8 protein-coding genes and 1 riboswitch are annotated in these 14,196 nt (G+C 49.3%); of the genes, 3 read left to right on the top strand and 5 right to left on the bottom strand.

The genetic code is table 11. The annotated features are described in order from the left end of the window. Positions 1-23: 23 nt before the first annotated feature. From VC28_RS00360 to VC28_RS00350, 3 genes are all read right to left on the bottom strand, one after another. A complete protein-coding gene (locus VC28_RS00360; protein ID WP_049628914.1) occupies positions 24-2,945 on the bottom strand; it encodes a TonB-dependent receptor in 2,922 nt (973 codons plus the stop codon). A gap of 59 nt (positions 2,946-3,004) precedes the next feature. After that, on the bottom strand, positions 3,005-5,377 hold the full coding sequence (locus VC28_RS00355; protein WP_231591606.1) for a glycoside hydrolase family 95 protein: 2,373 nt from the start codon (positions 5,375-5,377) through the stop codon (positions 3,005-3,007). 355 nt (positions 5,378-5,732) lie between these two features. Further along, on the bottom strand, positions 5,733-7,244 hold the full coding sequence (locus tag VC28_RS00350) for a tryptophan halogenase family protein (protein WP_049628912.1): 1,512 nt from the start codon (positions 7,242-7,244) through the stop codon (positions 5,733-5,735). 208 nt (positions 7,245-7,452) lie between these two features. Here VC28_RS00350 and VC28_RS00345 point away from each other — a divergent pair, with 208 nt between their 5' ends. Then, positions 7,453-8,421, top strand: coding sequence for a hypothetical protein (locus VC28_RS00345; RefSeq protein ID WP_049628911.1), 969 nt, complete (start codon positions 7,453-7,455; stop codon positions 8,419-8,421). Positions 8,422-8,514: 93 nt separating this feature from the next. Beyond that, positions 8,515-9,630: a phospholipase A gene (locus VC28_RS00340; protein ID WP_053094136.1), complete on the top strand. Its 1,116-nt coding sequence runs from the start codon at positions 8,515-8,517 to the stop codon at positions 9,628-9,630. A 12-nt stretch (positions 9,631-9,642) separates the two neighbouring features. Here the strand turns inward: VC28_RS00340 and VC28_RS00335 are convergent, their stop codons facing one another. Beyond that, positions 9,643-10,005, bottom strand: coding sequence for a PilZ domain-containing protein (locus tag VC28_RS00335; RefSeq protein ID WP_049628910.1), 363 nt, complete (start codon positions 10,003-10,005; stop codon positions 9,643-9,645). Continuing rightward, positions 10,002-12,410: a DUF1631 family protein gene (locus VC28_RS00330; protein ID WP_231591605.1), complete on the bottom strand. Its 2,409-nt coding sequence runs from the start codon at positions 12,408-12,410 to the stop codon at positions 10,002-10,004. Before VC28_RS00330 ends, VC28_RS00335 begins: the two co-directional genes overlap by 4 nt. Positions 12,411-12,845: 435 nt before the next feature. Further along, positions 12,846-13,021, top strand: a riboswitch (guanidine-I (ykkC/yxkD leader). A gap of 68 nt (positions 13,022-13,089) precedes the next feature. Here VC28_RS00330 and VC28_RS00325 point away from each other — a divergent pair. Next, positions 13,090-14,151, top strand: a complete 1,062-nt coding sequence (locus tag VC28_RS00325) for a putative urea ABC transporter substrate-binding protein (RefSeq protein ID WP_049628908.1) — start codon at positions 13,090-13,092, stop codon at positions 14,149-14,151. The last annotated feature ends 45 nt before the right edge of the window (positions 14,152-14,196 follow it).

Raw genomic sequence — 14,196 nt, 5'->3', positions numbered from 1 at the left:
CAGGGCATTAGCCTAACAGCGCATTAGAAACGTGCGCGGATACCTACAGCAAAACGGGCATCTTGTGCGTAAGAATACGCAACGTGATCGCCAGCGGCATTTTGGTCAATAATACCAACGGTTTTTTCTTTCAACAGGTTAGAAGCTTCTGCCGTTACCGTGTAATTATCGAGGAAGGTATAGCTGATGGATGCATCCAATTGGCCATAGTCATCGTTGTACACTGGAATACGCGCTTTGCCGCCCAAACCATCGTTGAAGTCAGGATCAAAACCATTGCCGCCCCATGCGATCAGGTATTTGCTGCGCCATGAATACGCCAAGCGTGCAGACAAACCATCTTTCTCATACATACCAACAAGGTTGAATGCATTTTTTGACAGCTGATCAATTGGCAATTGTCCGTAAGCAGAGCGGTCGGTATCGATAGGAGCCGCGCCCGCTTGGGTATCACCGCCCACGGGCTGGGTATTTAATGGGATGTCAGCTTTGCTATCGATGTAAGTGTAGTTAGCCTGAATACCCAAGCCATCGAACGGAGCAGGAAGCGAGTCAAAGAATTTATTCACGCCGATTTCCAAACCGTTGATATCGCCACTGCCAACATTATCCAACCAGGTGGCTTCACCTGTGTAATCGCCAATCGCATAAGCCGCAGTTGTTTTCTTAAAGAAACCTTCTACTTGTTTGTTAAACAAAGCTGCATAAGCCATACCGCCATTTGAATCGAAATACCACTCTACCGATAAATCGAATTGCGTTGCTTCCATCGGCTGCAGATACGGGTTGGTATCCTGGTTCAGATTGAACGATTTGATAACACCGGTCTCTTCGTCGATATCGGCACTCACGGTTACGAATGCTTGCATATCGGAGAAGGATGGATTCCAGATTGCTTCAGATGCAGCAAAACGCACATACAAATCGTCTGTGGCTTGCATACGCAAGTTGAAACTTGGCAACACGTGGGTGTTGTTGGTTTTGGCTTCCAGCGGCTCGGTTGAACGAGGTACAACCACTACGCCATCAACAGTTGCTTCGTTAACAACCAAGGTGCCTGATGCAGTGTTATCGGTTTGCACAACACGCACGCCAAAGTTACCGTCGATTGGCATTGCCAGATCATCAAAACCATAATTGGTCATGATATACATGGCCACGGTTTTTTCTTCTTGCAGGTTGCGGTAATCCGGATTTTCCAGACGGTTCCACTCTTGATACACACTGCCCGCACACCACCAAGCGCCATCGGTTTCACAATCAGCGTTAACGGCATCGGTAGTTGCACGGAAATTTCTCGCCGCATTGGCTGAATACAAATAACCATTCGCAGGAACAGTCACATCGCCGCGTTGGAAATCACCAAATGAATACAGAGTCAAATAATCTGCTGCTTGATCTGCAGTAACTTTTGGAATGGTGTTTTTGTCAAAACCAAACCAGGTTGCGTAACGGGTATTCCAGTCGTAACCGGTATTAATATTGTCACCTGTTTTTTCTGAATAGCGAACACCGGCTTTAACCGATTTAATGACTGCACCATCAAAATCATATTCTGCATCGATGCGGCCGGTTTTTGCTTCGGCTTCATTGCGTTCGAAATGTGTCATCGCTTGGCCAAGGTTGTAATTGGCGTAGTTAGACATGTAGGCATCGTCGATAATGATCGATGGTTTTTCAGTTCCAATACCTTCCATACGCGCTTGCGCAGGAATCACTTTCAGACCCAGCGTGTAATCATCCACGCGTGCATCGGCTTTTACGTATTGTAAATCGGCAGAGAATTTCCAATGATCATCTGGCGACCATTTGATGCCAGTGGAGTAATCAGTGGTTTTGGAAACGTTTTGTGCCCAACGGGTACTGGTACCAAAATCAAGACCCCATTGCGCAGGGTTGGCAACCGTTACCGTACCGGATTCCATTGCGCCGTTTGCGCTGTAAACCCAATCGTTGTCAGCGGTAGGAACCAGCGCTTGATCGCCATTATGACCTTCAAGGAAAAACGCATTTTCGTCATACACGTTATCGTGTTTGGTTTGGAATGCCGTGAAATAAAGTTCAGTGCTGTCATTCGGTGCCCATTGCAATGCAAGGTAACCACCTTCACGAGTGCTGTCGTGATCGTTGCGACGCCAATCCACACCTTTGGATACCCACACATCATCGCCATCGATAGTGCGTGGCATATATGGGCGTGAATACACCTGATCTGAACGGGTTGCTAAATCTGATGTTGATGCGTTGATAAGAATACCGAACTCACCGGCATCGGTTTCCCAGCGGTTGCTGTACAAACCAGAGTATTCGCCGTTGGTTTCTTCCAACTGATCACCGTAGTTGGCTTTTGCAGATACACTCACCAATTGGCCATCCGAATCAAATGGCATACGTGTGCGCAAATTAACGGTGCCACCCAAGCCGCCTTCAATCATATCGGCCGATGGACTTTTGTAAGTATCCACTGCATACATCAATTCAGCAGGGACAGATTCAAAACTTAAACCGCGACCACTCGCCGCAGAAAATACATCGCGGCCGTTTAATTCAGCGCGCACTTGCGTTAAACCGCGCACCGCAACACCACTACCTTCTGCTGCAGGGTGTTCGGCATCGTTATTGGTGTAGCGACCAACGGTTACACCGGGTACACGTTGCAATGCTTCTGTTACGCTGCGATCCGGTAATTTACCGATGTCTTCTGCAACGATGGAATCCACCACAACGCTGGAATTTCTTTTTACATCTTGCGCGCTTTGGATACTCGCACGCTGACCACTTACGATCACTTCTTCAACTTGGTCTTCTGCAGCATCTTGTGCAAATGCAGGTGCGGTTAAACCCATAGTACCAACGACCAACGAAAGGCCTGAAGCCATTTTGATATACGCTGGCAATTGTTTTTTGAGGAATTGCGTTCTCAGCTGTTTGTTTTTGGTTGTCATGATTTTCTCCAGTTAGAATTATCTCGTTACTTATTGGATTTTTAATTCTCCTAAAACGGTTACTCGCTCCCCGCATCACTGCGTATCAAGCGATAGCTGCTTCCTCCTTGTGCAATAAAACTCCCGGCATTCCCCTCGCGTTTTAATTCAAGGGTTTTTCCTTGCGTTGCATCCTTTAATAAAAATTGTGCTAAAGGCTGCGCTGTTCTGAGCTGTAAAACTTGTTTGGATGTTGACGATATTGTTGCTTCTGTTAATGCATGGTTGTGCCATTTCAAATCCAGAGTGATGCCGCCGCGTGCACGCAGGCCGGTTACTGAACCCGATGGCCATGCATCTGGCAGCGCGGGCAATAAATGCAATTCACCGTTGTGGCTTTGCACCAGCATTTCTGCAATGCCGGCTGCTGCGCCAAAATTGCCATCGATCTGAAATGGAGGGTGGTTGTCCCACAAATTGCTGAGCGTGCTGCGCTGTAATTGTTCGCCCAACACTTTGTGCGCACGGTTGCCATCCAGCGCACGCGCCCACATGTTGACTTTCCAGGCTTGCGACCAACCGGTGCCACCATCGCTACGCGCATTCAATGTGGTGCGCGCGGCCTGCAACAATTGCGGTTGTTTGTGCGCATCGATTTGACGCCCCGGATGCAACGCAAATAAATGCGAGATATGGCGGTGATCATTTTTGGGATCATCCACATCTTCTTTCCATTCTTGCAGCTGCCCCCATGAGCCGATGCGAATTCCTGAATCGAGCTGCGCGAGTGTTGCGGAAATTTTTTGAGCGGATTTTTTATCGCCCAAGCGCACGGCGGCTTCATGGGTATTGCGCAGCAAATCGAATACGATTTGCTGGCTCATGGCAGCGCCATTGGTGAAATTGCCCTGCTCGGGTGAAAAACTCGGAGAGACAATTAGTTTTCCGTCGCGCGGATCTTTGATTAAAAATGCCAGCCAAAAATCGGCAGCGCTGCGCATTAATGGATAGGCGCGTTCACGCAAGAATTGTTCATCGCCAGAAAACAAATAATGTTCGTAATAATGTTGTGCCAACCACGCCGCCGCTTCCGGTTGCCAAAACGCAGTGGGCCATTCAATAACGCCAGTGAAGCCCCAAATATTGGTGTTTAGAAATAACGTCCAACCCTGGTTAACACCGGTGACTTTTTTTGCCGCGATGGTTCCCGGTTCAACCAGGCTATCGACAAAATCAAAATAGGGTTCCATCAACTCCGGCAAGTTGGTGGTTTCTGCCAACCAATAATTCATCTGCAAATTAATATTGACGTGATAGTCGGCATTCCACGGCGGCGTAACAGAATTGTTCCAAACACCTTGCAGGTTTGCTGGCAGTGAACCTGGGCGCGATGAAGCGATCAGCAAATAGCGGCCAAATTGAAAGTAAGTCGCTTCCAACGTGCGATCTAATTGCGCATCGCCGGTTTTGTATTTTTTTAATAGCGCGGCGGTCGGCTCAGTTGAACTTCTTTGGCCGATATTTAAATTCACGCGAGTAAACAGTGCTTGGTAATCAGCGCGGTGATCAGCTTGTATTTGTGCAAACGATTTTGCACTGGCGGCATCCATCGCCTGCTGCAATTTTTTGTGCGGATGTTGCCCGCGGTAGTGCGGATATTGTTGTGCGTAGTCCGTACCGGCATTCAACAAAATCACCACGCTGTCGGCTTTGGCAATACGGACAGTGTTATCGCCCACAACTGATAACTCGCCGCCCTGATTCAGGAATTGGATTTGCGTTTCATATTGCAAACCATTGCTGTGCAATTTTCCGCTTGCGATTAAACGGCCGGATTCAATGCGGGTACTGATGCTGCGGTTGTCGGGCACACCGAGAGTGGCGCGCAGGGAAATCTTGCCGGGCTTGTCCGCGCTGAATTTAACTGCGATCACACCATCGGGATAACTCGCCAGATATTCACGTTTGTAGTTCACACCAGCTTGGGCGTAGCTCACATCGACCTGGGCATTATCCAAAGACAAAACGCGTTGATACGCTTTGACATCGCTGTCATTTTTTTCAAAAGCAAGTTGCAACTCGCCGAAGGTCTGGTAATCGCCATAGGCTGTGATTTTTTGGCCCAATAATTGGGCTGCAGACTCAGGTTTAAGAGAGCCCTGCTCTGCAATGATCTTCCGGGCTTGGGCAAGTGCTTCTGCCCGCGGCTGTTGCGGCCAACCAAAATCGTAGCCTTGCGCACCTGGGCCACCCGTCCACAGGGTTTTTTCATTGAACTGGATAAGTTCGCGCTCTACCCCACCTGCAATCACCGCTCCCATCGCACCATTGCCAATCGGTAGCCCTTGGGTTTCCCAATCCTGTGCTGGCTGCTCGAACACCACCGCCAACGGAGCTGATGGCTCGTGTTCCGCTGCCATCAACGCAGGGCAAAGGCACGTCAATAGCGACATGACACTCAGACCACGCATCCAAAAAGGCTTGTGACGTACAGACGATGGGTTCATAGGGAAGTAATGCAGATTTTATATGGTAAATATGACTATATGTCGCATATTAAGATAATGTTTTTACCGGCGCAACAATTCTTACCAATGATAACCAAAAATCATATTTGTGATACAAAAGGAAACAAAACCACACAAAAATAAGCGTAGTCATACATGGAATATCCAGTTTATTGGCGGCTTGTTAACAGCCGGATCGAGGAAAAACAGGTTTGTAGGAAAATCGGGAAAGATGTGTTTTGGGATGTGTGCGGGATACGCGCAAGGCGCAGCAGCCTTGCGCTCAGGGGTCGTTTAGAAATCAGGTGTGCGATGCGGAAAGTGTTTGGATAAATTCAGCGTGACTGGGTGCAAGTGCTACGCCTTTTTGGATGGCATTGCGCATTTTATCCATGATTAATTGCGTTCGTTGCGGATCCGCAGATGGGTTAATTCCTGCAGGATCAACCCCAAAGCCGTAATACATGCTCAACCAGCTTTCCTCTTTGAACGATTCCTGCTCCAACATGCTGATATCGCCAGTGCGTTTAAACAGCGCCATTTTTTGCTCCAGACTGGCGGGAACGTCCATCGCCCTCACCTGCTGCCAAAACGTGCCCGAACGGCCATTGAGCTTGTAGTGAAGGATAATAAAATCCCGGATACGCTCGTATTCCAGACGATTGAGCCGGTTTGCTTCAGCCACCTGTTTTTCATCGATTTCAAAATTCACCAAAAAGCTGGTCATTTTGGCGATGCCGGTCTGGATCAGCGAAATACTGGTTGACTCCAACGGCTCCAGAAAACCACTCGACAAACCAATCGCCACACAGTTTTTGAACCAGAAGTCTTTGCGCATTCCGGTGGTGAAGCGAATCAAGCGCGGGTCGGTCAAGGGCTCACCGGCCAAATTACCAAGCAACTCGGTGCGCGCCTCGTCGTGGGAGATAAATTGGCTGGAATACACATAGCCATTGCCCACCCGGTGTTGCAGCGGAATATGCCATTGCCAACCGGCCGTTCTGGCCGATGAGCGGGTGAAAGGGTCTGGTTCGCGCAGGCTCTGTGTCTGGACGGCTTGGGCGCTGTCACAAGGCAACCAGTGGCTCCAATCCTCGTAGCCCACCCCCAGGGTTTTGCCGATCAACAGCGCCGGAATGCCGGTGCAATCAACAAATAAATCACCGTCCAACATCTGGCCGGATTCCAACGTCAATGACTGGATAGAACCGCTCGTATTGTCCAGTTGAACATGATTTATCTTGCCTTCGATGCGGGTAACGCCGCGTGTTTCCGCGTAGTTGCGCAGGAATTTGGCAAACAGTGATGCATCGAAATGGTAGGCGTAGTTGTACCAAGCCAAACGGCTTTCCGGATCAAAGCTGGGCTGGGCAAACTTGCCCGCGCGCGCCAATTGGGTGCACAGGCAAAATTGATCCAACTCTTGCGCATAGCCCTGCTGTCTGGCGGCCCACCAGGTTTTGTGGAAAGAACGGTCTTCAATGGCCACCCCATAACCGGCAAAGGGGTGGAAAAAATGCTTATCGATTCCCGCCCAGTGTTCAAACGCAATACCCAACTTGAAGGTGGCGTTGGTAGCGCGGATAAACTCACTTTCGCTGATCGCCAAATCGCGGATAAATTGATGGATTCCCGGCACCGTTGCCTCACCCACACCAATGGTGCCGATCTGGTCAGACTCAACCAGTTCGACCTGTATATCGACCGATTCCAACCATTTGGCTAGATAGGCAGCCGTCATCCAGCCTGCAGTTCCGCCGCCAACAACGAGTATCTTTTTTACCGGAATTGGCGGATTCACAGGGTTTGGCATGGCATCTACTCCGATCTCTTTTTGTATTATCAGCCCAATTAAGTCGCATTAATCATATATTGAGCTACACACGATGCCTATTAGAATTTACGGCAGGGGATATGGCATAGCAGTTGCTGTAAAGACTGCAATTTGTGTCATTCCCTATTAGGAGACAGGTTAGATGCAGCCCCATCAACGGTTTCCAGACTTCGGAGTAGAGTTAAACATGGCCACAAGCACCATCAACAGACAGGGGGCAACCCTGGTTGCACCATCTCGCGGCAAAGGTTCAAGCCAGTTTGCACACTTCTGTGACCTTTATCACCAGCGGCTCGATGCCCTGACCCTCGCCAAGCAACTCATCCATATGATCAAGGCGGTGCAACGTCATCGCGGTATGACCATGGGCACACTGGGAGGGAACGAGCAATTTCGCGATGAGCTGGCGCATTTGCAGATCCAGCTGGAGCGCCGGTTGGAATTGCTGCAAGCCTTCTCTGCGCGCAGCTCCGAATTATTGAGCCCGCGCGATCAGGAAAATCTGGCAAACGCCTGGCTCACCATCAGCCGCGACTGGCAGGAAGACAGCGTCATCGACAACTATGAATTGCATTGTCATCTGATTGAGCAGTTACTGAGTATGGTGGCTGCTTTGGGCAAGCAACTTGAGCAACCCACCTCCCAATCCATGCCGGAAATGCAGGAACCCAAGGTTATCCATGCCGATGAAGCCCTCTATCCCAATCGCTTCAAGTACCTTGAAGTGCTGCATTTTGCTACCCGCTTGATGCCCGCCGTTGCCGAGCAAATCGGCCGTATCCGTGCACTGGCGACCTACGCCTCGGCACTGGGCTATTGCGATAAAGATTTTGCCAGCAAGCTGCGGTACGTCATCCAATGCACCCGGGTCAATAACGAAAAGTTGCGTCACCAGACCAAACGCCTTGAAGGATTATTGGATAGCGACCTGAGCCTGCTCAGCCAGCTGAAAAGTTATGAAATCAAACTGGAGTTTTTGCTGTCCATGGTGGAGAGCGATGTCGTCAACCCTCACCAAATCAATGCGGACAGTAGCCGTTTGTTCAGTCTGGCAACCGATATTATTGATGTGTACCTCAAAGTGGTCGATGAAGGTGTACAGCTGCTAACACAATGGCACGAGCAAGATATTGAGGTGTGGGTGCAATCTTATTGAAAAGCAGCACAGGAATAACAAACAGATAGCTTGCCTCCGGGTGTTGACGACTTACAATGCCATCAACAATCACCAGCGCTATCAGGATGTCCAATGCGATCTTTTCGATTACCTGCTGTTCTACTCATCCCGTGCACACTCTTTTTCTTCGCGCATTACGCACTTGCGGCACCGCAAGAACCCACTGCTGAGGCAATCAATACTTGCTTGCAATCATCGGTGACCACAGCTGATGAAAGCATGACGATTGCCGAGCTGCGCGCTGCCTGCCGCGAACTTTACTTGCAAAACCACGCATCCGGCGTGCCCACACTGGAAGAAGAAACCGTCGCAACAGGGCAACCACAAGAGACCAATCCCGAAGGCCGCTTGCTGAATCGGCGCATGACAATGGAGGCTTTAAACCGCTCCAACCGATTTATTCTGACTCCGCACAAACGCAATTATTTTTCGCCACTCAGCTACAGCAGCCGCCCGAATACTGCGCCCTATTTGAGTGAAGCAACTGGCAGCGAAACAAATACCAACGAAGAAAAAGCGCTCGTCGATTTAAAACATGCCGAAGCTGAATTCCAGTTCAGCACCAAAATCCTGATTTACGAAAATCTGTTTGATGATAACGGGCATCTCTATATGGGATACACCAATCATTCGTTTTGGCAAATTTACAGCGATGAAGATTCAGCGCCATTTCGTGAGACCGATCATCAACCAGAACTTTTATTGAGCTTTACCAATGATTGGGAAATTTTCGGATTCAGAAACGTACTGAATGAATTTGCGCTCAACCATCAGTCCAATGGCAAAGGCGGGATTCAATCGCGTAGCTGGAATAGAATTATGATGAATAGCGTATTCGAGCGCGGTAGATTTGTGTTTGCGCTCAGCCCCTGGTATCGAATTCCAGAGCCGGAGCAAGAGTACCCCGGTGATCCCGATGGCGATGACAACCCCGATATTTCTCACTACATGGGGCGTTTTGAATTTAACGGCGCTTACGAAAAAGGAAACAACATTTTTAATATTATGCTGCGCAATAATTTTGATGCAGACAACAAAGGGGCCATGGAGCTTGGCTGGAGTTTTCCAGTGAGTACCAATTTGCGAGGACAAGTGAAGTATTTTAACGGCTATGGCCATAGCCTGATTGATTACAATGCCGATATGGAAGTGTTCTCACTTGGCATTGTGTTTACCGATTTATTTTAAATTTATTTTTAATTAGTAGGCTTCGCCTAACAACTGAACCAATGCACGTATAGATTCAATCGACTGCGGGGATGCATCAATAATGGAAAAACCAATCCAGTGCTTCCCCGTCAGATCCGCCTCCCGAGTCCAAAGACAATCTGCACCCAACTGGATAACCAATTGCCCATTCACAGGTTCAGGCAAATGCAGGTCGAGGGTATAGATACGGTCTTCATCCAGCGCCATATCGCCCATCAGCATCAACCCCTGAGTGTGGATATTCACCAGACGGCCAACGTAGAGATCGCGCAGGCCGTCATACACATCAACATCGCCATTAATCGTGTGGCGCTCTAACTCCCTATCGTGTTCGCGTGAACAGTTATGGGTCATGAATTACCTGCCTTAAGAGTATCTGCCCGCTCATTGAGGGTGTGATAGATATTCTCCAGCGCGCGCTCGAAGAAAGGCTTGGTGCTGCCCGCAATAATGCGCGCACGTCCGGCGAGCATATCGCGCGCCAATTGCAGCCCTGCCGCAAGGGATACTTTGCGCCCCTGCTGATCCACCAACATATAGTGCTGGGTCTTCTTGTTATACCAGGCCACTTTAAGGCGTTTGCCGCCATCAAACTCAAACCAGGTACCGAACTCAACCATTTTCAGGCTATCAACAATTTTAGCTTCTTCAGTCGATACCGGTTGCAACTGAACCACTGAGTGCCCCGCTTTTTCTGCAGCAAGAGATTCCAGCTTGCTGCGCATAGGTGCCGGAGCGGGTTCCGCTTTACGGCTCAACAAGGCCATACGTTGCAGCGATACAACCGCATCCAATAATTTGCGGCCTTTGGCTTGCTCATAGCCGATGGTTTCAAAACCGCGCTCTAGCGCCGCATGCAAACCATCCTGAAGCTCCATTTGTTTGACTTTATCGGCCTGCTGGGTTTTGGGTTCCAGCGACCACAGCAAATCATCAATTACTTGCAACGCACGTTTCCAGCTCTCTGATTTGTCACCATAACGCAGCAGCACAAACGAAAGATAATCTGACCAGGGCTGCAACAGTAATAACAAAATCGCCGAGGGCATTTCGCGGTTGTCAGTGCGGCTACGTACCTCGGTATTGACCTGGATTTTCGCCTCGCGCAGTTTTTCTTCGCCTTGCGCTTTTTCCAATGCGCGGCGCTCCATCAACTCTTGCCGGCGCGCCACGTTGTGGGTGTAGGCATTAAACTCAATCAGCAGCTCGGCAAAAATCCGCACATCGTTTTTAAATTCTTGCAGCAAGCGAAATACAGTGGTTTTGATTTTGGTAAAAATATCGTATTGGTCACTACCGTCATTACTGACCCAGCGCACACCCGCTTCTGCAAGGCTATTTAACAACACACGCGCCGGATGTTCAGGCTGCTCAAAAAAGCCTTTATCGATAAACGCAATTTTCAAAAATGGCGTATGCAAATAACTCAGTAGCGCTTTAACCGAATCCGGCAAATGATCGTCCGATAGCATGTACTCAAACAGCATGCCGACCAGATCGATTGTCTGCATATCGCCCGCTTCTACCGCGCCGTTTTCATTTTCACTGGCGATCTGCTCCATCATTTTGCGGCCAACATCAGCGACTGATTGCGGCGCAATCGGAACAGGGCCAGATTCATGGTCCGCCAGCGCTTGCTGGGTGACAGTAAATGCCTGGGTTTGCAGCTGCTCCAGCACATTCACCAATTGAGGCTGGGTATACACCTGAAGGTTCGCCGCAGGCACACCATGCGTTGCTGGCGTAGCACCGACAGCAGGAGTATTCGTTGTTTGTGTTTCTTGTGTTGTTGCTACCTGCTGGGCAAGTAATTGCGCGGCCTGGATGGCAGGCAATTGCTGGGTCACATGCGTCTGCAACAACCGGATCGCATTGAGCAGGCTGTTTTGATATTGAATATCGTTGGGGTTCAGGGAACCACTGAGCAATTTATCGCTGGCACGACGCTGGAGCTGCTGTACATCTTCCTGCTGCTCATTCTGCGGCGGCTGTTCATTGCGCTCGGAAGGATCATCCTGCACTGCATCCTCGGCCTTGACCGGTTTCTCGCTCGCCGGAACAAAGCGCAAATTGGGTAACAAATTCTGGCGTACCAAATAATCATTCAGCTCATCGTACAAGCCGTCCAGCATGCCAATCACATCCTGGTCAAACAGCTTGTAGCCAATGATTTTGGTTTTGACATCGATATCAAGGCTGCTCAGCACTTTGCGCAGGGCTTCGCAAAACTGCACCGGGCTGACCGGGTTGGCGCGCTCATCGATTTTTTCACCGTCGTTCAACAGTGCCAACCGCTGTTGGATAGCCCACAGTTGTTCGGCAAAAAAGTTATCGGCACGATGGGTGATTGACGTGATTGCGATGGTTTCTTCGAGATCAGAATGTTCCACCAGCGATAAAATATCGCCACTGAAACGCTCTTCGCCAGTAAGGGTATTGAGGGATTTGTTCTTGAATTTAACAAAACCGTTTGCCAAATGCTGGCAAAATTCCTGCTCGGCAGCTTGTTGTACTGCGGCCATCAAATTCTGGGTTTCGTAAAGTGCTATCTGCTCTTTATTGGACTTGGCAGCCTCAGCCACTTCAAGCACTTGCTTGCACCATTGCCGCCAGAAATTGGGAAAAACACGATACGCAAAACCACGCGTTACATCGCGGCACTGCTTGAGATATTGAATGACCAGCTGCTCAGACATAGCGACCGTAGAGTAAGTCGATGTCTTGTTAATATCAGAGCCTGGTAAGCCTGAGTTGTGCATAATTATTCCGTATTTTTCCATGATTCTCATGCTCCCTAGCGCCTGTTTCTTTTCCAACCAGCCGGCACGCTTTGCCACGGCAGGGTCAGGGCCTGCAGCTCTAGAGAGCAAAGATCATATCTGTACAGGTGATCCTGAGCGACAATCTTAACAGTTTGTTAAATTTCTTCCAGAAAATACAACGACTAGCCCATTGATTGATTAAAAATAGCACGATCCCTGAAGTTTGCTGCAAAAAGCCGCACCGCACCAAAACAAAGCCTCATGCACCCTGCAAATGCCACATAAGAGTGCACCATTAAATCCAGCATCCTCGTTAAAGTCTGCAAAACCCTATCAAAATCAGCACATTAAAAAATTGGCACCCAATTTGCGATTACCAACCTGTAATAACTGATCCGCACTCTGGGTGGTTTTAGCTATTCCATACAATTTGTAATAGAGAACTAGGGTTCCGGTTGCGCCGCTCCGTGCAATAAAGCGCAATGTCTGGTCCGAGAGTTTTCGACCTTCGCAGGCAGCACCAAGGGCTTAATCCCGCAGTGTCCCTTCTAACTAGGAATAGTTAGTAGTGCCTTGAGGTTACACGGCGGGATAAAAGCCCGGGAGATGAATGGCATCACTGCCAGAGTGCTCCCATACGCTACGCCTATGTAACCAAAACCGCTGGAGGTTGTTCATGTTGCGTCATTCCCGCCTTATAAAACCATTACTCGCCCTTACACTCATGTTGTCTGCCGGTGTCGCCAGTGCGGCAGAGCCATTCAAAGTCTGTTGGTCTATTTATGTTGGCTGGATGCCCTGGAGTTACGCTGCAGAACAAAAAATCGTAGACAAGTGGGCGAAAAAATACGGCATCGAGATCGAAGTCGTCCAAATCAATGACTACATAGAATCTATCAACCAATACACCGCAGGCCAGTTCGATGGCTGTGTGATGACCAATATGGATGCGCTGACTATTCCCGCTGCGGGCGGCGTGGATTCCACTGCGCTGATCGTGGGCGATTTCTCTAACGGCAACGATGGCGTTGTGCTCAAGGGCGCAAACAAAACCCTGAAAGACATCAAAGGCCAAAGCGTTAATTTGGTGGAGTTGAGCGTATCCCACTACCTGCTGGCGCGCGGATTGGAAACCGTTGGGCTGAAAGAGTCGGACATCAAAGTCGTCAACACGTCTGATGCCGATATGGTTGCAGTTTATGGTACGAAAGATGTCACAGCGGTCACTACCTGGAATCCACTGCTAAGCGAAATTCTCACGCAACCCAATAGCACCAAGGTATTCGACTCATCGCAAATTCCCGGCGAAATTATGGATTTGATGGTGGTGAACACAGAAACACTCAAAAAGAATCCCGCGCTCGGTAAAGCATTGGTTGGAGCCTGGTACGAAATCATGGGCGTGATGAGCGCATCCAACAAAGCCGCAACTGAAGCAAAAACAGCCATGGCAATTGCATCAGGAACTGATCTTGCCGGTTTTGAAGCGCAGCTTGCCAGCACCAAAATGTTTTACACCCCGCAATCCGCATTGGAATTAGTCAACAGTGATGCACTGTTGAAAACCATGCAGAAAGTCGCTGAATTTTCATTTGACCACGGCCTGCTGGGCGAAGGTGCACCCGATGCCGAATTCATCGGCGTTGAAGGCCCCAAAGGCGTTTACGGCAACAAAGAAAACGTGAAGCTGCGATTTGACACAACCTACATGCAAATGGCTGCCGATAAAAAACTGTAATTATTTTTACCTCACTGCATCCACACCCAAGTCAGGCTTGGGTGT

Source organism: Cellvibrio sp. pealriver, from assembly GCF_001183545.1.
Lineage (GTDB): Bacteria > Pseudomonadota > Gammaproteobacteria > Pseudomonadales > Cellvibrionaceae > Cellvibrio.
The sequence above is the reverse complement of the archived record's forward strand: the minus strand, read 5'-3'. Positions and strand labels throughout refer to the sequence as shown.

Bases quoted from the DNA above. Each gene is read 5' to 3' on its own strand.
- VC28_RS00355 (WP_231591606.1), bottom strand. From the start codon at position 5,377: ATGTCGCTATTGACGTGCCTTTGCCCTGCGTTGATGGCAGCGGAACAC.
- VC28_RS00325 (WP_049628908.1), top strand. From the start codon at position 13,090: ATGTTGCGTCATTCCCGCCTTATAAAACCATTACTCGCCCTTACACTC.
- VC28_RS00360 (WP_049628914.1), bottom strand. From the start codon at position 2,945: ATGACAACCAAAAACAAACAGCTGAGAACGCAATTCCTCAAAAAACAA.
- VC28_RS00350 (WP_049628912.1), bottom strand. From the start codon at position 7,244: ATGCCAAACCCTGTGAATCCGCCAATTCCGGTAAAAAAGATACTCGTT.
- VC28_RS00345 (WP_049628911.1), top strand. From the start codon at position 7,453: ATGGCCACAAGCACCATCAACAGACAGGGGGCAACCCTGGTTGCACCA.
- VC28_RS00335 (WP_049628910.1), bottom strand. From the start codon at position 10,005: ATGACCCATAACTGTTCACGCGAACACGATAGGGAGTTAGAGCGCCAC.
- VC28_RS00340 (WP_053094136.1), top strand. From the start codon at position 8,515: ATGCGATCTTTTCGATTACCTGCTGTTCTACTCATCCCGTGCACACTC.
- VC28_RS00330 (WP_231591605.1), bottom strand. From the start codon at position 12,410: ATGCACAACTCAGGCTTACCAGGCTCTGATATTAACAAGACATCGACT.